This is a genomic window from Micromonospora sp. NPDC005203, from assembly GCF_042872705.1.
Taxonomy (GTDB): domain Bacteria; phylum Actinomycetota; class Actinomycetes; order Mycobacteriales; family Micromonosporaceae; genus Micromonospora.
On record NZ_JBIAKV010000002.1, the window covers coordinates 633,162 to 653,965 of the forward strand.

Consider the following 20,804-nt stretch of genomic DNA (forward strand, 5'->3'; position numbering starts at 1 on the left):
ACGGGTGCTCCGGGTTGCGGCCGGAATGCGTCGGGTCGGTCGGCCGGAGCATGATCGCGCGAAAACTGGCGCTGGCGCGAGCGCTACTCGCGAGTAATGATGCGTTCATGCGGTACGACGTGGTCGTTATCGGATCCGGCTTCGGTGGCAGTGTCACCGCGCTCCGGCTGGCCGAGAAGGGCTATTCCGTCGCCGTGCTGGAAGCTGGCCGGCGCTTCACCGACGACGAGTTCCCGCAGACGTCCTGGCGGGCCCGCCGCTTCCTCTGGGCGCCGAAGCTGGGCTGCTACGGCATCCAGCGGCTCACCCTGCTCCGCCCGGCCGACCGGCGGTCCGGCGGAGGGGTGCTGGTGCTGTCCGGCGCCGGGGTGGGTGGCGGCTCACTCGTCTACGCGAACACCCTCTACGAGCCGCTGCCGGCCTTCTACGCCGACCCGCAGTGGCGGGACATCACCGACTGGCGTGCCGAGCTGGCCGGCCACTTCGACCAGGCGAAACGGATGCTCGGCGTCACCACGTACCCCCTGGAGACCGGCGCGGACCGCGCCATGCGGGCGGTGGCCGAGCGGATGGGGGTGGGGCACACCTTCCACGCCACGCCTGTCGGTGTGCACATCGGTCGTCCCGGCCGGCGGGTCGCCGACCCGTACTTCGGTGGTGCCGGTCCGGAGCGCACCGGCTGCCTGCACTGCGGCTCGTGCCTGACCGGCTGCCGGCACGGGGCGAAGAACACGCTTGTCAAGAACTACCTCTGGCTCGCCGAACGACAGGGCGTCACGGTGCATCCGCTGACCACGGTGACCGCCGTCCGACCGGCGGCGGGCGGCGGGTACGAGGTGTGTACCGAGCGCACCGGCGCCTGGCTGCGCAGGCGGCGGCAGGTGGTCCACGCCGACCAGGTGGTGTTCGCCGCCGGGGCGCTCGGCACCCAGCGGCTGCTGCACGCCATGAAGGCCGACGACGTGCTGCCCGGGCTCTCGCCCCGCCTCGGCGAGCTGACCCGGACCAACTCCGAGGCGATCCTGGCCGCCTCGGTGTCCCGCCGCCGGGCCCGGTCCGAGCGCCTGGACTACACCGAGGGGGTGGCCATCACCAGCTCGTTCCACCCCGACCCGCAGACCCACGTCGAGCCGGTCCGCTACGGGCGGGGCTCCAACGCGATGGGGCTGCTCCAGTCGCTGCTTGTCGACGGCGGTCCGCACCGGGTACGGCGCTGGCTGGGCAGCATGCTGCGGCAACCGGGGCTGGTCGCCCGGATGCTGTCCGTGCGCGGCTGGTCGGAACGGACGGTGATCGCCCTGGTGATGCAGTCGGTGGACAACTCGCTGACCACCCGGTGGCGGCACGGGGTGTTCGGCCGTCGGCTGGTCACCGGCCCGGGGCACGGCACGCCGAGCCCGACCTGGATCCCGGCCGGCAACACCGCCGCCCGACTGCTCGCCGACGAGATCGGCGGCACTCCCGGCGGCCCGCTCACCGAGCCGTTCGACATCCCGATGACCGCGCACATCCTGGGCGGCGCGGTGATCGGGGCGACGCCGGCCGACGGGGTGATCGACCCCTGGCACCGGGTGTACGGGCACCCGGGGCTGCACGTTGTCGACGGCGCGGCGGTCTCGGCCAACCTCGGCGTGAACCCCTCGTTGACGATCACCGCGCAGGCGGAACGAGCCATGTCCTGCTGGCCCAACAAGGGCGAGGAGGACCCCCGCCCGACGCTCGGCTCCCCGTACCGCCGACTCGCGCCCGTACCCCCGCACCACCCGGCGGTGCCGGCGGACGCCCCGGGCGCGCTGCGCGGCTAGCGCAGCGGCTTGCGGAGGATGTGGTTGAGCCCGAAGTCGGTCTCACTGACCCGGACGTCGTGGTAGCCCAGTCGGTGGTAGAAGCCGTGCCCCGTGATGCTGGCGCCGGTTTCCATGTGGTCGTGGCCGTCGGCGCCGGCCAGCCGCTCGATGTGGCGCATGAGCCGGCGGCCGACACCCTGGCCGGCGCGGTCCGGATCGACGAACATCGTGTAGACCTTGTTGCCGTCCCGGGACACGGTGCCGACCACCCGCCCGCCCTGCTCCGCGACGAACACCTCCCGGACGGCGGCGAGTTCGCGGAAGCGGGCGGCGTCGAAGTGCGCGCACATCCGCTCGATCAGGTCGGCCGGGTAGTCACGGCTGTTGACCTCCCGAAGGCACCTGGCGACGAGTGCGGCAAGCAGTTCGGCGTCGGTGTCCCGGAAGGGCCGTACGGTCACCTCGGTCACACCCGTCCCCTCCTCCGGCCGTCATCGCCACACGTCGATCTTAGGGTGCCCTTCGACCGGCCGCCGCCCCCGCAGCCGCCGCCGCGGCACGCCGGAGTGCCGGCCCGGGCCCGGCCCGGCCGTGACTGTCGGTAGGCTTTGCGCACATGAGCCTGCCTCGCCCCGTCCTCGTGGTGGATTTCGGAGCCCAGTACGCCCAGCTCATCGCGCGCCGGGTTCGCGAGGCGAAGGTCTACTCCGAGATCGTGCCGCACTCGATGCCGATCGCCGAGATGCTGGCGAAGAACCCCGCCGCGATCATCCTGTCCGGTGGCCCGGCCAGCGTCTACGCGCCGGACGCGCCGCAGATCGACGCGGGCGTGTTCAGCGCCGACGTGCCGGTCTTCGGCATCTGCTACGGCTTCCAGGCGATGGCCCAGGCGCTCGGCGGCACTGTCGCGCGGACCGGCAACCGGGAGTACGGCGGCACGCCGCTGCGCCCCCGCCTGCTCGACCCGGGTGTGCTGCTGCGCGACCTGCCCGCGGACCTGCCGGTCTGGATGAGCCACGGCGACGCCGTGACGGAGGCGCCCGAGGGCTTCACGGTGACCGCCGAGTCGGCGGGCGCTCCGGTGGCGGCGTTCGAGGACCTGGCCGGGCGGCGGGCCGGCGTGCAGTTCCACCCGGAGGTCGGGCACACCGCGCACGGCCAGGAGATGCTGACCCGCTTCCTGTACGACATCGCCGGCATCGAGCCGACCTGGACGCCCGAGAACATCATCGACGAGCAGGTTGCCCGGATCCGCGCCCAGGTCGGCGACAAGGAGGTCATCTGCGGCCTGTCCGGCGGGGTGGACTCCGCGGTCGCCGCCGCGCTCGTGCACAAGGCCGTCGGTGACCAGCTCACCTGCGTCTTCGTCGACCACGGTCTGTTGCGCGCGGGCGAGGCCGAGCAGGTGGAGAAGGACTACGTCGCCGCCACCGGCATCAAGCTGAAGGTGGTCGACGCCACCGACCGGTTCCTCGGCGCGCTGGCCGACGTGACCGACCCGGAGCAGAAGCGCAAGATCATTGGTCGGGAGTTCATCCGGGTCTTCGAGGCCGCCGCCCGCGAGATCGCCTCGCACGGTGACGTGGAGTTCCTGGTCCAGGGCACCCTCTACCCCGACGTGGTGGAGTCCGGCGGCGGCACCGGCACCGCCAACATCAAGAGCCACCACAACGTGGGCGGTCTGCCGGAGGACCTGAAGTTCGCGCTCGTCGAGCCGCTGCGCACCCTGTTCAAGGACGAGGTCCGCGCGCTCGGGCTTCAACTCGGCCTGCCCGAGGCGATGGTCTGGCGGCACCCGTTCCCGGGTCCCGGTCTGGCCATCCGGATCATCGGCGCGGTCAACCAGGAGCGCCTCGACCTGCTGCGCGAGGCCGATCTGATCGCCCGCGAGGAGCTGACCGCCGCCGGCCTGGACCGGGGCGTCTGGCAGTTCCCCGTGGTGCTGCTCGCCGACGTGCGCAGCGTCGGTGTGCAGGGAGACGGGCGCAGCTACGGGCACCCCGTGGTGCTGCGCCCCGTCTCCAGCGAGGACGCCATGACCGCCGACTGGTCACGGCTGCCCTACGAGGTCGTGGCCCGGATCTCCACCCGGATCACCAACGAGGTGGCCGAGGTCAACCGGGTGGTGCTGGACGTGACCAGCAAGCCACCGGGCACCATCGAGTGGGAGTGAGCGCCGTTCACGCGGCCGGCGGCGGGCTACTGTTGTGCGGGTTGTCCGCCGGGCTCGGCGGCGCGTCGAGCGGGGTCGTCGGCGGGTAGGGCGGCGTCGGGGCGTACCCCGGCACCGGCCCGCCCGGCGCAGGCCCGGCGGTCGGCGGCGGACCCGCCTGCGGCGCGACGCCCGCCGCGTGCGGCCAGGCCGGCGCGCCGGTGGGCTCCTCGGGCATCAGGAACCACATGATCGGGTACGCGAGCAGCGCGAGCCCGCCGGTGAGCAGGCCGGTGACCGCGAAGGCCACCCGGACCAGTGTGGGGTCGACGGCGAAGTAGCGGCCGACGCCGCTCGCGACCCCGGCCACCATACGGTCGGTGGTGGGTCGACGGAGCTGCTTGTACGGGGCGTGGGAAGCGGTGGTCGATGTCATGCCTCCACGGTCCGCGCCGGTGCCCGCCCCGCCCTCGGTGACCGCCCGGATCCTTACCCTGACCAATCCCTGATCGGGGCCAGACAGTCAGGAATCCGACTCTTTTCCGTTCCGGTAACCCGGTGCGGGGAGAATTTGCTTCCGTGACCACCTTGCTGGAGCCGCTCCGCAGGATCGCGGCATACGCAGTCTGTGCTGATTCGACAGGCCGAGTCCTGCTGGTGCGCGCCTCGGAGCGCTCCGGCACCCCCGGCACGTGGTCCCTACCCGGCGGGGCGGTCGACCACGGCGAGGATCCCAACCACACGGTGGTCCGCGAGACCGCCGCCGAGACCGGCCTGTCGGTCGCCGTCTCGGGCCTGGCCGACGTGCTCGCCGACATGCGGGCGCTGCCGGAGCGCGGCATCACCATCCACACCGACCGGCTGATCTACCAGGTGGCGGTCCGTGGCGGCACCCTCGCCGACCGGGTCGGCGAGCGTCCCACCGACCTGGCCCGCTGGTACACCCTCGACGAGGCGCGCGAGTTGCCGCTGCGCTCGTTCACCGCGCGTGCGCTCGGGTTGCCCACGTCCTCCGCCGACGTGGTGCCGGACGAGGCGCCCGAGTTCCCCTCCTTCTACGCGGTCCCCGGTCCGGACGGGCTGCACCGGGCGCAGCGCTTCGCCGCGTACGCGGTGTGCACCGACCCGGCCGGTCGCGTGCTGCTCACCAGGGTTTCCGACGGCTACCCGGGCGCTGGCTGCTGGCACCTGCCCGGCGGCGGCACCGACTACGGCGAGCAGCCCGGTGCCGCGCTCATCCGCGAGCTGGTCGAGGAGACCGGGCAGACCGGCCGTCTGGTCGAGTTGCTCGGCGTGGCCAGCCACCGGGACGCCGCGTCGCTCGGCCCGGAGGGCTACCCGATCGACTGGCACGGGGTGCGTGCCTTCTACCGGGTCGTGGTCGACCAGCCCAACCCGCTGACCGTGATCGACGTGGGTGGCTCCACCTGCGAGGCCCGCTGGTTCGCCCGCGAGGAGCTCGGCGCTCTCCCCACCCACCACCTTACCGAGGTGACCGCCGAAGCGGTCCAGGCCGCCCAGCTCACCTGACCCGCCGGCCCCGTTCCACCTGAAGCGGGCAGACAGCCGCGGCGGCTCGGCCGGTGGGGTGGTGCGTGCTGCGGCGGCGCTTGGCCGGTGGCGCGTTTTGCGGGCGCTTGGCCGGTGGCGCGTTGCGGGCGGGTTTGGACGGTGGTGGTGCGTGCTGCGGCGGGCGCTTGGCCGGTGGCGCGTCACCGGCGGTGGTGTGTCTGGTGGTGGTGTGTCTGGTGGTGGGCGTGCTGGCGGGTAGGTCTCCGCCGGTAATGCTCGCCGACAGCAGCGCATCTGGGCCGGGTGCCGAGTGCCGAGCGTCGGATGGTTCGGCGGCTGTCCGGACCTCCGGGAGGTGCGGCTCGCCAGAAAGTCCCAAGGAGCGATACGGGCCGGATGATCAGCTCCGTTTCGCTGATGTCGGGGTGTCCCAAGCTTCCGAATACCCCGATATCAATGAACCCGAGTCGATCATTGCTAAACCAGCCTCCCGGGTGTGCCGCGCTGCCGGCGAGCGCCACCCCGGGGTGCGCCGCGCTGCCGGGCGAGCGCACCTAACGCCCAGCACGGACAGCGCTCGCGCGAATCCTCGGACTCCGAGCGTCGATCATGAAGTTATTGTCAGGACACGCCGAGGCGGACGGCAATAACCTCATGATCGACGGGCTGGGCGGCTGGGCGGCTGGGCGGCTGGGCGGCTGGGCGGGGGAGCGGAGTTGGCGGGGATGGACTTTTTGCGGCGGGTTGGCGTTTTCGGAATTCTCTGGGATTCGGACCGGGTCCTGGTGGTCCGGGACGGGGTCGGGGGTGAGTTCCCGGGGATCTGGCGGCTGCCCGGTGATGCGGTAGCGCATGCCGAGCACCCGGAGCGCGCCATGGTCCGTGCGGTAGCCGAGCAGGCCGGGTTGACCGTGGTGGTCGGCCGGCTCCGCACGGTGGTCGCCGACGTGGTCACCTATCCGGAGGACGACGTCGCGCTGCACACCGACCGGCTGCTGTTCGAGCTTGCTGCGCCTCACGGCGCACTGCGTGACGGGGTCCGGCGTGACGGCGTGCCGGGCGACGGCGTACAGCGCGGCGGCGCATCGGGTGACGCTGCATCGGGCGACGGCGTGATGGGCGACCTCGGTGGTGGCGCGGTGGACCGGGTGTGCTGGCTCACCCTGGCCGAGGCGGCGCGGGTGCCGCTGACGCCGTTCACCGCCGGGGTGCTCGGTCTGCCGGTGACCCCACTGGCGCCCGGGGCGCGTCGGGCGCGTGTGCCGTTTTCGCCGCCGCATCCCGACCGCAGGCTGCGCTTCGGGGCGTACGGGCTGGTCACCGACCCCGCTGGGCGGATCCTGCTGACCGAGATCGCGGCCGGTTATCCGGGGGCTGGCCTGTGGCACCTCCCGGGCGGGGGGACCGACCATGGCGAGCATCCAGCCACCGGTCTGCTCCGGGAGTTGGTCGAGGAGAGTGGTCAGCGGGGCCGCGTGGAGGAGATCCTCGGTGTGAACAACCTGCACAACCCTGCTGCGCTCGGCCCGGAGGGTCGACCCCTGGACTGGCACGGCGTACGGGTGACCTATCGGGTGCTGGTGGACACACCCAGCGATGCGGTGGTCACCGAATCGGCCGGGGGTTCGACGGCGCGGGCTGGATGGTTCACTCGCGAGCACGCCCTCGACCTGCCGTTGAGCGACATCGCTGCCGTGGCAATCGGACAGAGTGGCCGATAGCACTCCGCTCGATGAGCCGACTTGGTGACCCTCCGGTACAGTCAATGGCGGGAATGATGGAGGAAACGGGCGATGAAGCCCAGGATGGGAATAAGCGAGCGGTTCGAGCGGTTTAGACCAGTTACAAGCACCGCCGGCAGCTATCGCCAAGCCATGTCCCCCTATGCGATGGTGTACTCCGCGCAGAACGGCTGCCGGGCCACGCACGGTCCGGCACGAGACAGCCGGACACCCGCCCCGCGGCGGCCAGCCGATCCGGTGATGGAGGAAACGTGCCGAGAGCCCCATGGCGCCGGCGTCGTACTACTGACAGTCCGCGCCCCGCAGGGCGTCGCTGGGCGGGCCCGTTGCGCCGCAGCAGCACATTCGCCCGCCAGGTGCTGTTGGTCCGGGTAGGTCGCCGTGATGGTGACCTGCACGTGACCGACCTGACCCCGACCGAGCACCGGTACGCCGACCGGCAGCGCCGCCGCTACGGCCTGGACCGGCTCAGCCGTCCGGCGCCCGGCGTCGGTCGAGCCGAGATCGAGGCGATCATGCCGGTCAGTCCGGCGATGCCGCCCCTGGCGCACGCCGACGAGGCTTTCTCGCACTCGATCCCGCTCCTCCCCGGCGACCGCACCATTGCCCGCCGGATGAAGTTCGGCCTGGTCAACGCCTGCACGCTGGCCAGCCTGATGCTCGGCATGCTGGCCATCTTCCTGGCCATGCAGGGTGAGGTGCGCATCGCCGCGCTCTGCCTGATCGCCTGCGTCGCCTTCGATGGCCTGGACGGCGCACTGGCCCGACGGCTGGGCGTCGCCAGCCCGTTCGGCGCGCAGATGGACTCCCTGGCCGACATGTGCTCGTTCGGCCTCGCCGCGCCCGTGGTGGTCTACGCCTCGCTCGCCGGCTCCGTCTCCACGGCGGCGGCGGCGGTGGCGTGTGCCCTGGTCGCGGCGTGCGCCGCGATACGACTGGCCCGCTTCAACGTCTCGCCGAAGGACGGCAGGTTCTTCTGCGGCGTGCCCAGCACGATGGCGGCCGCGGTGCTCGCCCTGACGGTGGCGATCGGCCTGCCCGTGCCCGGTGCTGTGCTGGTCGCGGGGGTCGCGCTGCTCGCCTTCGCGATGGTGTCGAGCTTCCCGTACGCCAAGCTCGCCCGCCTGGTGAAGCTGCCGCCGTGGCTGTGGCTGGCCCCGGTGATCGGCGCACTCATCGACATCCGGCTCACGTTCGCGCTGATCGTGGTGGGTTACCTGGTCAGCGGGCCGGTGCTCTGGCTGCGGCAACGTCGTACCGCCTGATTTTCCCGCAACGAGAACGGGGCGCCGCGGTCAGCGGCGCCCCGTTTCCACGTGCGTGGGTCAGCGCCAGCGAGCGATGACCGTGGACCCGCCCACCACCTTGTCGCCCGGCCCCACCAGCGGGTCGGCGGCGTCGGCCGGGAGGTAGACGTCGGTCCGTGAGCCGAAACGGATCAGCCCGAAGCGCTCGCCCTTGGCCAGCAGCGCGCCGATCGGCGCGCGCTGCACGATCCGACGGGCGATCAGCCCGGTGCGCTGCGCGACCACCACCGTGCCACGGGCGGTGTCCAGCACGGTGTACGCGGCCACGTTGTGCTCGGCGTCCGGCTTCATCGCGTTGACGAAGCCGCCGTCGGCGACGAAGTAGTCCACCACCTTGCCGGCGACGGGGGCACGGTTGACGTGCACGTCCAGCACCGACAGGAAAACCGCGACCCGCAGCCACTCGCCGTCGCCGAAACGCTCGTCGTGCAGTCGCTGCACCGACAGAACCTTGCCGTCCGCGCTGGCGACCACCGCGGTCGGGTCTTCCGGTACGTCGCGCTCCGGGTCCCGGAAGAACGCGGCCACCGGCCCGGCGGCCAGCGCCGGCAGCAGCCAGAGCTTCGACGACGGGCGCACCACCCGGGCCAGCGCTGCGAGGCCCAGTGTGATGCCGGCAGCGGCCACGCCGTTGGAGTCGATGTGCATGCCGCGGGTCAGCGGCACGCTCGACGGCCGGTGCGCGGGGGCGAGCCTCTCGGCCGTGGCAGGGCTGGCCGCGGTGAAGCGAAGTCGGTAGACCCGTACCGGCGGCGAGTTGCGCAGCACCAGGTCGGCGCCGACGCCGTAGAGGGCGTCCTGGCGGGCCAGCTCGGCGGCGGCCCCGGTGGTCCGGCCGGGCGTGGCGGTGGTGGCCACGCTCAGGACCGCACCGTCGGACAGGAACTTGGCCAGGCCCTCGATGCCGCTGCGGGTCTCCTCGGCGGTGCCCGTGAACACCTCGCCGGCGATGACGACCCGGGCGGCTTCGGCCTCCGCCAGGGAGTCGACGACCCCCACCCGGTCGGCGACCCAGCGGCCCTGGGTGTTGACGTGCTCGCGGAGCGCGGCAGCGCCGAACGGCTCGGCGGGCACCACGGTGAGCCGGTCACCGGGGAGCAGCGCCTCGATCGCCGCGGCCAGCACCGCGGACTCCGGGCCCACCCCGACCAGCAGGGCGGCCTTGGGGTCGTTGATCCGGGCCAGCTCGGCGACGAGCGTGCGGGCGGCTCGCTCGCCGATGCGGACCGGACCGGACCGGCCGGTCGTACGCACGGCGGGGGACTGGGTCATGTCGGGCGGGCTCCTGACGGGGTTAGAGACGGGAATCGCGGCGGGACCGCCATGGCGGGACGGGCCGGCCGGCGGAGGCGAGATCTCCACCGGCCAGCATATGCGTCCGTCCGGCCCAGCGGCACCGCCGTGGTGGTCGGGCAGGCCGAGACCGGTTTGCGCCCGAGGTCAGACCTCTCCCCGTCGAGCCTCCCGCCCGTCACCCGGCTGGTCGCCGGCCGGCTCGTCCGGATGCTCGGAGCGGGCCGGCTCGTCCGGATGCTCGGAGCGGGTCGGCTCGTCCCCGTCCGGCGCTCGGCCGACGAGCGGGAGCGTCGGGTCGTCGGACTGGCCGGCGATCGGGGCGGTCTCCGGCTCCGCTGGCGGGTGAGCCAACCAGGCCGGGTGGATCACCTCGGCGGACGGCGCCTCCGGTGCCCGTACCTCGGTGGTGGCCGTCTCCGGGGTCGCTCCCGGCGGGGGAGCGTCCCAGGTGGAACGTTCGGCCTCCCAGACCGGCAGTGCCGCACCGGAGGTCGGCATTCCGGAGACCGGAGCGGACGCGCCGGCGACGGGCGCGGCGGCCACGGTGGCACCGACCTCGGCGGTCTGCTCCGGTTGACCCGACCGGCCCGAGCGCAGTGCGCCGACCAGCCCGAAGACCCCGATCAGGATGAGAGCGCTGGCCAGGAACCACCCGACCGCCGGCAGCGCGAACCCGAGAAGTTGGGCGAGCAGCCACCAGGCCGACAGCGCCAGGAACACGAGCCCGAAGGCGAACGACACCAGATCCGTGCGGTGAGCCTTCACCGGGTCACCTCCAGGTTGCCAGCGTTGACGTGGATGTACAGGCGCAGCTTGCCGCCGCCGGCACCGTCGATTCCGAGGTCGGTGGTCTCCTGTAGGCGACCGTCCAGCCCGCCGGAACGGTTGCCGAAGATGGTGGCGTCACCAGCGTTGACGTCGGCCACCGTGGTGACGTCCACGTTCGGCGGGACGACCACTGTCGCCTTGCCGAAGTTGATCGCAACCGTCACCTGGCTGTCCCGCTTCGCGAAGTCGATCCCGCGCAGGTCGAGAACGGCGTCACCGAAGCTGTTCTCGTACCGGTCGGCCAGATCGCGGTAGTCCGTGGGTGCCCAGGTCACCGCGCCGTCGACCCCGCGGATCCGGTCGTAGGACTCGGCGACCGTCCCCGTGCCCAGCGCCGCCGCGGTCACCAGACCGAGCGCGATGAGCCAGCGGGCCCTCCCGAACCAGGTGCCGACCAGCAGACCGAGCCCGATCGTGGCCAGCGCGGCCGCGAAGTACGCCGACGCGCTGATGGCGAAGACGTCGAGCAGGTCGAGCAGGGCGACCACACCGAGGACCAGGAAGATCAGGGAGAAGGTCACCGCGCCGAGCGGCGAACGCTCCTTGGGGCGCTTCGGCGGCTTCGGTGGCTTCGGCGGACGGGCCGCGGCCGGGGCCGGCGAAGCGTACGGGCCGTGCGGCGCGAACGGGGGGCGGTATCCGGACGCCGGGGCGGCGGTCGGATAGCCGGTCGGGTCGAGGGGTGCGCCGGTCACCGGTGCCGACGGCCATCCGGCGGTGGTCGGGTCGGTGCCCGGCCAGTCCGTGGCGGGTGCCGGCCAGCCCGCTGCGACAGTCGTCGGGCCGGCCGGTTGCCCGGACACCGGGGTCGCTCCGAAGACCGGCTGCGCCGTGGCGGTGGACTGCGGAACGCCGGCCGGTGGCAGGCCGTACGCCGGGGTGGTGACGGTGGGAGCTCCCCCCGCGGTCGCGGTGGCGTACGTCGGAGCACCCCCGGCCGCCGGTGCGCCGCTTGGCGGTGCCACGCCGTACGACGGCGCGGGCCAGGTCACCGGTGGGACCGGGCCGGGCGGGTTACCGGAGGGTGCCGGCCCGGCCGGGGCGCCCGGCTGTGGGGTGCGGTTGTCCCGGTTGAGCAGCAGTGCGCCGGCGATCAGGATGGCCGCGCCGAGCAGCACCGCGCGGAAGGCGTCGGTGACGATGTAGCCGAAGCTGGCGGCGACCAGGATGCCCAGGATGATGACGGTCACCGGCGACATGCTGGAGCGGCCGCGGCCGAGCATGGACTCGATCGGGGAGGCGGTGTCGCCCTCGTTCGGGATGACCAACCAGGCGGCGACGTACACCAGGATGCCGATGCCACCGAAGAACCCGAGCACCGCGAGCAGCACCCGCCAGAGCACCGGATCGGTGTTGGTGGCTCGTCCGATCGCCGCGCAGACGCCGGCCAGATACCGGCCCTCGCGCGGTCGGACCAACCCGTACCGCGAGGTGAAACCGGTGCCGGCGAACGGCGGTGGCGGCGCGGACGGACCCGCACCGCCCGGTCCGGGTGGCGTGCCCGCAGCTCCGTAACCGGTGCCGGCCGCGAACCCCGGCCCGTGGCCGCCGGTGGGCGGCGGGTAGCCGCCGGCCGGATCGGCGGGTGTGCCGCCGCTGTCCGGGCCGTAGCCGGTGGGCGGACCAAAGGTGCGGGGTTCGGTCCATTCGGCGGGCGTCGTGGCTGGTGGGGGCGGTGCTGAACCACCCGGCTCCGCCGACCCCGGTCGGGGTGGCGGGGCAGCTTCCTCGGTCATGCTTCGATCCTGCTGCCAGGTGAACCCGAACGACCTCAGGAGGAGACCCTGACCCCACCCTGAGATCCGGGGGCCGGAATGTCCGGGGCGTCCCCGTGGTCGTCGACGCCGCAGCGTGTGACGATCAGGTCATCGACCTGCACCGACCTGCCACCGCGACCAGGGAGCCTCCGATCAGCACCGTGATTCCGCCCCCGCGCCTCTACCGTGCTCCCGAGCACCGGATGGCCGCCGGCGTCGCCGCCGGTATCGCCGACCATCTCGGCATCTCGGTGCTGCGGGTGCGCGTCGCGTTCATGGTGCTGCTCGGGCTGAGCGGGCTCGGCCTGCTGCTCTACGCGGCCTTCTGGGCGGTGGTGCCGTTGCGGCCCGGTGACACCGCGGTGCCGCCCCGACGCGACGTCGCCCAGCTCCTGCCGTTCGTAGGGATCGGGCTCGGTGTCCTGCTGATCCAGGTCATGGTCTTCGACTCGGTGGGCGCGGCCGGCACGGCCGGTTGGCTGGTGGCCATCATCGCGGTCGGTGCCGGGGTCATCTGGCACCAGTCCGCACCCGAACGGCGGCGGCAGTGGGGCAACGCGATGCCGGTGCCCTGGCTCGGCGCGGTCGTCGAGGAGAGTGACCGGCGGGCGTTCGTGCTCCGGTTCATCGGCGGTGGGGTGCTGGTCGCCGTCGGCATCATCGGCGTCGCGGCGGTCTACTCGCCGGCGCAGAACTTCGACGCGGTGATCAACGGTGTGATCTTCGCGCTGGTCGGGTTGGCGGGGGTCGGCGTGGTCGCCGCGCCCGTGCTCTGGCGGACGTACAGCCAGCTGCGCTCGGAGCGCGAGGGGCGCATCCGTGAGCAGGAGCGGGCCGAGTTGGCCGCCATGGTGCACGACCAGGTGCTGCACACGTTGGCTCTGATCCAGCGCAACGCCAGCGACGTCAAGATGGTGCAGCGGCTGGCCCGAGGGCAGGAGCGTTCGCTGCGCAACTGGCTGTACAAGCCGACCGCGTCGCCGAGCGAGCGCTTCGCCGCCGCGCTGGAGCAGGCCGCCGCCGAGGTCGAGGACACCTACGCGATCACCGTGGAGGCGGTCGTGGTGGGGGACCGGGAGACCGACGAGAAGGTCGGTGCGCTGGTCGCGGCTGCCCGGGAGGCGCTGGTGAACGCGGCCCGGCACGCCGGCGTGCAGACCGTGTCGCTCTACGCCGAGGTGGAGCCCGATCAGGTCAGCGTCTTCATCCGGGACCGGGGCAAGGGCTTCGATCCGGATACCGTGGAGGACCACCGGCACGGCGTACGCGGCTCGATCATCGGGCGGATGAAGCGGCACGGCGGACGGGCCGAGATCCGGTCCGGTCCGGGGGAGGGGACCGAGGTCCGGTTGATACTGCCGATCTCCCGGGACTCGTCCGCAGCGGAGAGGAACAGATGACCATGGCCGAGCAGCCGACCGAGCACCTCGACCCGGCGGAGCCCCGCCCCGAGCGGCTCCGGGTGTTTCTGGTGGACGACCACGCCATGTTCCGGGCCGGGGTGCGCGCGGAGTTGGGCGTCCACGTCGAGGTGGTGGGCGAGGCGAGCACCGTGGCCGAGGCGGTCACCCGGATCGCGGCTGTCGGCCCGGACGTGGTGCTGCTCGACGTGCACATGCCCGACGGCGGCGGGCGGGCGGTGCTGGAGGCGATGCGGCGTACGCACCCGCAGGTCAAGTTCCTGGCGCTGAGCGTCTCCGACGCGGCGGAGGACGTGATCGGGCTGATCCGGGCCGGTGCGCGGGGGTACGTGACCAAGACCATCTCCCCGGACGAGCTGGCCGCGGCGATCCGCCGGGTGGCGGACGGCGACGCGGTGTTCAGCCCTCGGCTGGCCGGGTTCGTGCTGGATGCCTTCGCGGCCCGGCCGGACGCCCCGGTGGCCGACCCCGAGCTGGACCAGCTCACCAACCGGGAGCGGGAGGTGCTGCGGTTGCTGGCCCGGGGGTACGCCTACAAGGAGATCGCCAAGGAGCTGTTCATCTCCATCAAGACGGTGGAGACGCACGTGTCGAACGTGCTCCGCAAGCTGCAGATGTCCAACCGCTACGAACTCTCCCGCTGGGCGGCGGACCGCCGGCTGGTGTGACGGCGTGTCACCGTGGCCGAGGATCAGACAAACGATCTCCGCGCACTCGTCCACCCAGCCGGTGATCGTGCCCGTGCAGCCGTAGTCGACCTGTCCGGACGGGTCGAAATGCGAGCGGCTTTGGGCGTCCTAACGGGCAGAGGTGGGCCCGGAGGCTGCGCGCGGGCCGGGACCACTTCTGCGGGTGGCGCAACGTATTTCCTGCTCAGTGCTACCTCCGCCGACCGTTTTATGATCATTTTTCAAGTATCGGCAACGTGGCGGGCAACTAACGGCTTGATAACGGCACCTTCACGGAAGAGGCCAGTTGGTGTCACAGTGGCAGCACCTCACCATCGGTGTGTGGCACTCCGTACGGCCCATGACCATGTCCCCGCCCTTCGCGGCGGCTCGTGGCCGTGCCCTCCGCGTCGTGTCGCGCCTCGTTGGTGGGGGAGCCCGGCGGATCGGAACATCAGGGGTGTCCCCAACTTCCCTGTGGTCCCGGCGACCCGCGCCCCGGGGTGGTCGGGCGGTGTCACCCCCAAAACGTGCGTGAAACCCACGACGGAACCTGGTTAGAAAGAGGAGGCCCCTCGGAATGAGAGTCTCGAAGCGGGCGACGAGCGCGATCGCGCTCAGCGCGGCTGCCGCGCTAGTCGCGAGCGGTTGCTCGAGCGGCGGTGACGGCGAGACCGCCGCCAGCGGCGACGGCGCGATTGTCATCCACGGTGTCCAGCCGGAGAACCCGCTGGTCCCGTCGAACACCACGGAGACCGGCGGTGGCAAGATCATCGACTGGCTCTTCACCGGCCTGGTCGAGTACCCGAACGACGGTGGCGCCCCGCGTAACGCGCTGGCGGAGTCCATCAACACCACGGACTCCAAGGTCTTCACGATCAAGATCAAGAAGGGTACGAAGTTCCACGACGGGACCGAGGTGAAGGCGAAGAACTTCGTCGACGCCTGGAACTGGGCCGCCTACTCGCCGAACGGCGCGCAGAACGGCAGCTTCTTCTCTGACATCCAGGGTTTCGAGCAGACCTACACCAGTGACCCGGATGGCGCGGACGGCCCGAAGAAGGCCCCGGCGCCGACGGCTGAGAAGCTGTCCGGCCTGAAGGTCGTCGACGAGCAGACCTTCGAGGTCACCCTGTCGGCGCCGACCGCGGTCTTCCCGACCAAGCTCGGCTACAGCGCCTTCATGCCGCTGCCGGACAAGTTCTTCACGCAGAAGCCCGACGAGTTCGGCAAGAACCCGATCGGCAACGGCCCGGTCAAGTTCGTGTCGTGGGCGGACAACTCCCTCATCAAGCTGACGCGCTTCGACGACTACGATCTTCGCGACAAGATGAAGATCAAGGACGTCGACGTCAAGCTGTACCAGGACGAGACGGCCGCCTACGCCGACGTGCTCTCCAACAACCTGGACTTCCTGGAGTCGCTGCCCACCTCGGCGCTCGCCGGCGACAAGTGGAAGACCGACCTCGGCCCCCGGGGCCGCAACACCGTCACGCCGACGACCGCGCTCATCGCGTTCCCGCTGTACGACAAGCGTTTCCAGAACCCGAAGCTGCGTCGGGCCGTGTCGCTGTCGATCAACCGGCAGGAGATCTCGGACAAGATCTTCTTCGGCACCCGTAAGCCGGCCGACAGCTGGGCGAACCCGCTGACCCCGGGCGCCAAGCCGGGTAACTGCACCGCCTGCAAGTTCGACGCGACCACGGCGAAGCAGCTGCTGACCGAGGCCGGCGGCTTCACCGGCGAGATGGTCTTCTACTACAACTCGGACTCCAGCCACAAGGACTGGATGGACGCGGTTGCGCAGCAGGTCAAGACCAACCTCGGCATCGAGGCTCGGGCTGAGGGCGTGCCGACCTTCGCGGTCTTCCGCCAGAACGTCAACGCCCACACGATGAAGGGCCCGTACCGCGCTGCCTGGCAGCAGGACTACCCGGACGTCGAGAACTGGATCAACCCGCTGTACGTCACGGGTGGCTCCTCGAACGACGGCCTGTACAGCAACCCCGAGGTCGACGCCCTGGCCAAGCAGGCCAGTGCAGCGCCGAGCCTGGAGGCCTCGCACGAGGCGTTCACCAAGGCCGTCGAGAAGATCGACCAGGACGTCCCGAGCATCCCGATCTACTTCTACGGCCAGCAGTCCGGCCACTCGGAGAAGATCAAGAAGCTCGAGCTGAACAACGTCGGCGAACTCGACATCACCTCGGTCGAGCTCTGATCCGTTCGGTCTGACCCCGGGTCGGGCTCGCCACATCCGGTGAGCCCGACCCGGGGCAGTTCCGCGATTGGGTGTTACAGCACTCCACTCGCACGTTGTCACCACCGTGTCGGCCGTCCGACGCGCCCCCTGTCTGGAGGACCACCCCATGGGCCGTTATCTGTTGAGACGGCTGCTCCAACTCGTGCCGGTCTTCATCGGCTCGACGTTCCTGATCTATGCCCTCGTCTGGGCCGTACCGGGCGACCCCTTCGCCGGTAAGTGCGGCGAGCGCCGTTGCCCGGACCAGTACGTGGCGTTCATGACCGAGAAGTACCACCTGGACCAGAACGTCTTCGTGCAGTACTTCAACTACATGAAGAACCTGCTCCAGGGTGACTTCGGTCAGACCTTCTCGCAGCGCGACATCGGCGGCATCATCGCCACGGCGTACCCCAACACGCTGAAGCTGGCCCTGGTCGCGCTCGCCATCGAGGCCGTGATCGGCCTCGGCGCCGGCGTCCTGACCGGTCTGCGCCGCAACGGTTTCCTGGACAACCTGGTGCTGGTCTCCACGCTCTTCCTGCTCGCGCTGCCGGTGTTCGTGGTCGGCTTCGTGCTGCAGTGGCTGCTGGGCGTGCAGTGGGGCATCATCAAGCCGACCGTCTCCTCCGAGATGCGGTGGTCCGAGCTGATCGTGCCGGGCTTCGTGCTCGGCAGCGCGTCGGTGGCGTACATCGCGCGGGTGGCACGAACGAGCATCGCGGAGAACCGCCGTGCCGACTACGTGCGCACCGCCATCGCCAAGGGCCTGCCGATGCGCCGGGTTGTCGGGGTGCACCTGCTGCGCAACTCGCTCATCCCGGTGGTCACCCTGCTCGGCACCGACCTCGGTGCCCTGATGGGCGGCGCGATCATCACCGAGGGGATCTTCGGCATCAACGGCATCGGCCGCGAGGTCTACCGCGCGATCATCACCAAAGAGAGCGCCACAGTGGTAGGGATCGTGGTCGTCCTGGTGCTGGTCTATCTCGTGATGAACCTGCTGGTTGACCTGCTCTACGCCGCCCTGGACCCAAGGATCCGCTATGAGTGACCCGAGTACCGCATCGATCGTCAGCACCCCTGGCGCGTACCCGACCGACTCTCCCGCTCCCGCCACCGCGGGCGCGCCGCAGAGCAACGAGAAGCCGCGTGGCCTGCTGGGTGACGCCTGGCGCGACCTCCGGCGTAAGCCGCTGTTCTGGGTCTCGGCCACGCTGATCGTGTTCTTCCTGCTGATGGCGGCCTTCCCGGCGCTGTTCGCCCCGGGTGACGCGGTCAACGGATCGCTGTCCCGCAGCCTCGACAAGCCGTCCGCCAATGGCTGGTTCGGCTACGACGTGCAGGGCCGGGACGTCTACGCCCGGGTCATCTACGGCGCGCGGGCGTCCATCATCGTGGCCATGCTCTCGGTGATCGGCACCCTGCTCGTCGGCGGAGCGATGGGCATCATCTCCGGTTACCGCGGTGGCTGGGTGGACGGGCTGCTGAGCCGGATCGGCGACGTGTTCTTCGGTGTGCCGTTCGTGCTCGGCGCGATCGTCATCCTGACCACGTTCAACGGCTCGGGTTCCGGCAACAGCAAGGCCCAGATCATGGCCCTCGTGATCATTTCGCTGATCGTGTTGAGCTGGCCGGTCGTGATGCGGTTGATGCGCTCGTCGGTGCTCGCCACCAGGGACGCCGACTACATCGTCGCGGCCCGCGCGCTGGGTGCCGGCAGCGGCCGGATCATCCTCAAGCACCTGCTCCCGAACTGCCTGGCTCCGCTGCTGGTCTACGGCACGATCATGGTCGGCTCGTTCATCGGCGCCGAGGCCACCCTGTCGTTCCTGGGTGTCGGTCTGAAGTCGCCGGTGGTGTCCTGGGGCATCATGATCAGCGAGGGCAAGGATTTCATCCGGGTCGCGCCGGGGCTGGTGTTCTTCCCCGCCGCGTTCCTCGTCGCCGCAGTGCTGAGCTTCGTGATGCTCGGTGAGGCGGTCCGCGAGGCCCTCGATCCGAAACTCCGCTAGGGGAGATCCAGTGTCCGACATTCTCGTGTCCGAGCAGTCCGCGCCGGGATCCGGCGGGTCCGGACGTCCCTCTGGCCGGCTGCTCGAGGTCGACGACCTGCGGGTGGAGTTTCGCACCCGGGACGGCGTCGCAAAGGTCATCAACGGAGTCACGTACCACGTCGACGCGGGGGAGACCCTCGCCGTGCTCGGCGAGTCCGGCTCCGGCAAGAGCGTCACCGCGCAGACCATCATGGGCATCCTCGACACGCCGCCCGGCTTCGTCACCGGCGGTCAGGTTCGCTTCCACGGCAAGGACATGCTCCGCATGTCCGACGAGGAGCGTCGCCGCATCCGCGGCGAGGGCATCGCGATGATCTTCCAGGACGCGCTCTCTGCGCTGAACCCCGTCTTCACCGTCGGGTTCCAGGTCGCCGAGCAGTTCCGGGTCCGGCGGGGCATGGGTCGCGCCGAGGCCAAGAAGCGCGCGATCGAGATGCTCGACCAGGTCAAGATCCCGAACGCCAAGGACCGGTTCAACAACTACCCACACCAGTTCTCCGGTGGTATGCGGCAGCGCGCGATGATCGCGATGTCGCTGGCGCTCGACCCGGAGGTGCTGATCGCGGACGAGCCGACCACCGCGCTCGACGTGACCGTGCAGGCCCAGATCATGGACCTGCTCGCCGAGCTCCAGCGTGAGCGGCAAATGGGCATGATCCTGATCACCCACGACCTCGGCGTGGTCGCCGACGTCGCGGACCGGATCGCGGTCATGTACGCGGGCCGGATCGTCGAGGAAGCCGACGTGTACGAGCTGTACGCCAAGCCGGCGCACCCGTACACGTTGGGTTTGATCGACTCGATCCCGCGCCTCGACGAGAAGGGGCAGCAGCTCCGGACGATCAAGGGCCTCCCGCCGAACCTGATGAACATCCCGCCGGGCTGCCCGTTCAACCCGCGGTGCCCGATGGCTCAGCCGGTGTGCCGGGAGAACATCCCGCCGCTGCTGCAGATCGGCCCCGCCCGGGCCAGCGCCTGCCACTTCGCCGAGGAGCTGGTGAACCGTGTCTGAGAACATCCTTGAGGTCAAGGACCTGGTCAAGCACTACCCCGTGACGCAGGGTGTGGTGTTCAAGAAGACCGTCGGTCAGGTCAAGGCGGTCGACGGGGTCTCGTTCGGTCTGCGCGCTGGCGAGACGCTCGGTGTGGTCGGCGAGTCCGGTTGCGGCAAGTCGACGCTGGCCCGGGTGCTGATGAACCTGGAGAAGCCGACCGCCGGCAACGTGGTCTACAAGGGCCAGGACATCTCCAAGCTCTCCGGTGGGGCGCTGCGACGCCTGCGCCGGCAGATCCAGCTGGTGATGCAGGACCCGTACACCTCGCTGAACCCGCGGATGACAGTCGGCGACCTGCTCGGCGAGCCGTTCGAGATCCACCCGGAGGTGGCGCCGAAGGGCAGCCGTCGGGCCAAGGTCAGGGAGCTGCTCGAACTGGTCGGGCTCAGCCCCGAGCACATCAACAGGTACCCGCACCAGTTCTCCGGCGGTCAGCGTCAGCGCATCGGCATCGCCCGTGCGCTCGCGCTGCGGCCCGAGATCATCGTCTGTGACGAGCCGGTGTCGGCGCTGGACGTCTCCATCCAGGCTCAGGTGATGAACCTGCTGGAGCGGTTGCAGGGCGAGTTGGGCCTCTCGTACGTCTTCATCGCGCACGACCTGTCCGTGGTCCGCCACCTCTCGGACCGGGTCGCGGTGATGTACCTCGGCAAGATCGTCGAGATCGGCACCGAGGACGAGATCTACGAGCGGCCGACCCACCCGTACACCCAGGCTCTGCTCTCCGCGGTGCCGGTGCCGGACCCGACGCAGCGGAACAACAAGACGATCATCCGGCTCACGGGGGACGTGCCGTCGCCGATCAGCCCGCCCTCGGGCTGCCGGTTCCGGACCCGCTGCTGGAAGGCGCAGGCCGTCTGCGCCGAGCAGGTCCCGCTGCTGGAGATCCGGCGGGACTCGGACCATCCGAGCGCCTGCCACTTCGCGGAGCGGCGCGAGATCGTCGCCACCCACGAGGCCTGAGTCACCCGAAACCGCCTGCC

The 20,804-nt window shown here is 70.9% G+C and carries 16 protein-coding genes and 1 pseudogene; 12 read left to right on the top strand and 5 right to left on the bottom strand.

Annotation, left to right across the window (positions count from 1 at the left end; all coding sequences use genetic code 11):
• Positions 1-107 precede the first annotated feature (107 nt).
• The gene (locus tag ACFYPM_RS08260) at positions 108-1,805 is read left to right on the top strand and encodes an FAD-dependent oxidoreductase (RefSeq protein WP_387192516.1); all 1,698 of its coding nucleotides are present in this window, start codon (positions 108-110) and stop codon (positions 1,803-1,805) included.
• Here ACFYPM_RS08260 and ACFYPM_RS08265 read toward each other — a convergent pair.
• A complete protein-coding gene (locus ACFYPM_RS08265; RefSeq protein ID WP_387192519.1) occupies positions 1,802-2,257 on the bottom strand; it encodes a GNAT family N-acetyltransferase in 456 nt (151 codons plus the stop codon). The two genes, ACFYPM_RS08260 and ACFYPM_RS08265, sit on opposite strands and share 4 nt — an antisense overlap.
• 146 nt (positions 2,258-2,403) lie before the next feature.
• On the opposite strand from ACFYPM_RS08265, the gene guaA reads away from it, so the two are divergent.
• A complete protein-coding gene (gene guaA / locus ACFYPM_RS08270) occupies positions 2,404-3,960 on the top strand; it encodes a glutamine-hydrolyzing GMP synthase (RefSeq protein WP_387192522.1) in 1,557 nt (518 codons plus the stop codon).
• 7 nt (positions 3,961-3,967) lie between these two features.
• Here the strand turns inward: guaA and ACFYPM_RS08275 are convergent, their stop codons facing one another.
• Positions 3,968-4,375 carry a PspC domain-containing protein gene (locus tag ACFYPM_RS08275; RefSeq protein WP_387192525.1) on the bottom strand — a complete coding sequence of 136 codons (408 nt, stop codon included), beginning with the start codon at positions 4,373-4,375 and terminating at the stop codon, positions 3,968-3,970.
• A gap of 143 nt (positions 4,376-4,518) precedes the next feature.
• Between ACFYPM_RS08275 and ACFYPM_RS08280 the strand changes: the two genes are divergently transcribed.
• From ACFYPM_RS08280 to ACFYPM_RS08290, 3 genes are all read left to right on the top strand, one after another.
• Positions 4,519-5,469, top strand: coding sequence for an NUDIX domain-containing protein (locus ACFYPM_RS08280; RefSeq protein WP_357378019.1), 951 nt, complete (start codon positions 4,519-4,521; stop codon positions 5,467-5,469).
• Positions 5,470-6,176: 707 nt separating this feature from the next.
• On the top strand, positions 6,177-7,172 hold the full coding sequence (locus ACFYPM_RS08285) for an NUDIX domain-containing protein (protein WP_387192529.1): 996 nt from the start codon (positions 6,177-6,179) through the stop codon (positions 7,170-7,172).
• A 347-nt stretch (positions 7,173-7,519) separates the two neighbouring features.
• Entirely contained in the window at positions 7,520-8,458 is a 939-nt protein-coding gene (locus ACFYPM_RS08290; protein WP_387192532.1) for a CDP-alcohol phosphatidyltransferase family protein, read from the top strand.
• A gap of 60 nt (positions 8,459-8,518) precedes the next feature.
• On the opposite strand, the gene ACFYPM_RS08295 is transcribed toward ACFYPM_RS08290, so the two are convergent.
• From ACFYPM_RS08295 to ACFYPM_RS08305, 3 genes and pseudogenes are all read right to left on the bottom strand, one after another.
• Positions 8,519-9,772 (bottom strand): phosphatidylserine decarboxylase, encoded by a 1,254-nt coding sequence (locus tag ACFYPM_RS08295; protein ID WP_387192535.1) that lies wholly within the window; start codon positions 9,770-9,772, stop codon positions 8,519-8,521.
• Positions 9,773-10,333: 561 nt separating this feature from the next.
• A pseudogene (locus ACFYPM_RS08300) lies at positions 10,334-10,561 on the bottom strand (hypothetical protein); the annotation flags it as partial.
• The gene (locus ACFYPM_RS08305; RefSeq protein WP_387192538.1) at positions 10,558-12,360 is read right to left on the bottom strand and encodes a PspC domain-containing protein; all 1,803 of its coding nucleotides are present in this window, start codon (positions 12,358-12,360) and stop codon (positions 10,558-10,560) included. The gene ACFYPM_RS08305 and the pseudogene ACFYPM_RS08300, both read right to left, overlap by 4 nt.
• A gap of 182 nt (positions 12,361-12,542) precedes the next feature.
• On the opposite strand from ACFYPM_RS08305, the gene ACFYPM_RS08310 reads away from it, so the two are divergent.
• From ACFYPM_RS08310 to ACFYPM_RS08340, 7 genes are all read left to right on the top strand, one after another.
• Complete coding sequence (locus tag ACFYPM_RS08310; RefSeq protein WP_357247080.1) at positions 12,543-13,781, top strand: PspC domain-containing protein; 1,239 nt, start codon at positions 12,543-12,545, stop codon at positions 13,779-13,781.
• Between the two features lie 2 nt (positions 13,782-13,783).
• Positions 13,784-14,470: a response regulator gene (locus ACFYPM_RS08315; protein WP_387193398.1), complete on the top strand. Its 687-nt coding sequence runs from the start codon at positions 13,784-13,786 to the stop codon at positions 14,468-14,470.
• Positions 14,471-15,050: 580 nt separating this feature from the next.
• Complete coding sequence (locus tag ACFYPM_RS08320) at positions 15,051-16,688, top strand: ABC transporter substrate-binding protein (protein WP_387192542.1); 1,638 nt, start codon at positions 15,051-15,053, stop codon at positions 16,686-16,688.
• Between the two features lie 148 nt (positions 16,689-16,836).
• A complete protein-coding gene (locus ACFYPM_RS08325) occupies positions 16,837-17,763 on the top strand; it encodes an ABC transporter permease (protein WP_357247074.1) in 927 nt (308 codons plus the stop codon).
• Complete coding sequence (locus tag ACFYPM_RS08330) at positions 17,756-18,724, top strand: ABC transporter permease (RefSeq protein ID WP_387192546.1); 969 nt, start codon at positions 17,756-17,758, stop codon at positions 18,722-18,724. The genes ACFYPM_RS08325 and ACFYPM_RS08330 overlap by 8 nt, the downstream gene beginning before the upstream one ends.
• A 25-nt stretch (positions 18,725-18,749) precedes the next feature.
• Positions 18,750-19,778 (top strand): ABC transporter ATP-binding protein, encoded by a 1,029-nt coding sequence (locus ACFYPM_RS08335; protein WP_387193401.1) that lies wholly within the window; start codon positions 18,750-18,752, stop codon positions 19,776-19,778.
• Positions 19,771-20,784 (top strand): ABC transporter ATP-binding protein, encoded by a 1,014-nt coding sequence (locus ACFYPM_RS08340; RefSeq protein ID WP_387192549.1) that lies wholly within the window; start codon positions 19,771-19,773, stop codon positions 20,782-20,784. The genes ACFYPM_RS08335 and ACFYPM_RS08340 overlap by 8 nt, the downstream gene beginning before the upstream one ends.
• The last annotated feature ends 20 nt before the right edge of the window (positions 20,785-20,804 follow it).